This window comes from Agathobaculum sp. LCP25S3_E8 (genome assembly GCF_052117165.1).
In the GTDB taxonomy this organism is placed as follows: domain Bacteria; phylum Bacillota; class Clostridia; order Oscillospirales; family Butyricicoccaceae; genus Agathobaculum.
In genome coordinates this window covers 1-440 of the sequence record NZ_JBQKJR010000183.1, presented here as the reverse complement: position 1 = coordinate 440, position 440 = coordinate 1, and the positions used below count along the sequence as shown (strand labels likewise).

1 pseudogene is annotated in these 440 nt (G+C 52.0%); it reads right to left on the bottom strand.

From position 1 onward, the window contains the following. Positions 1-333, bottom strand: a pseudogene (locus ACTQ34_RS18185) (TraM recognition domain-containing protein); the annotation flags it as partial. Between the last annotated feature and the right edge of the window lie 107 nt (positions 334-440).

Below are 440 nucleotides of genomic sequence, written 5' to 3'. Positions count from 1 at the left end.
CTCCTTTCCATAGTTTTTTTCAAGCTGCGCTAAGGACTGGATGATGGGTACGAGCGTTAACCGGCGAGATCGTCCAGCTGAGAAAAGGGGGAGAATATCAAACGGGGGCATCGTGCCAAATTCATCGCAAAATAATACCACCCGATTTTTCAGCTTGCCGCCGTTTTCATCGGCCACAGCAAACAGTTCCCGGCTCAGGTTCTGGATCATGAGACCGGCCATAAAGTTTTTGGTCGTATCTTCTTCCGGAAGGATCAGAAAGATGGCGGACTTCTCAGAGGCGAATCGTTCAGCGTCAATGGCGCTGTCGAAGCACAGGATCTGCTCCAGCTGGAATAGTCAAGAAAACCGCACACCCAACGAATTCAATTAGGCAACCTGCGCCGGATTTTGCGCCCACCGTGCGCGCTTGCGCAGCGGAGGAAGGTTTTCCTCATTGG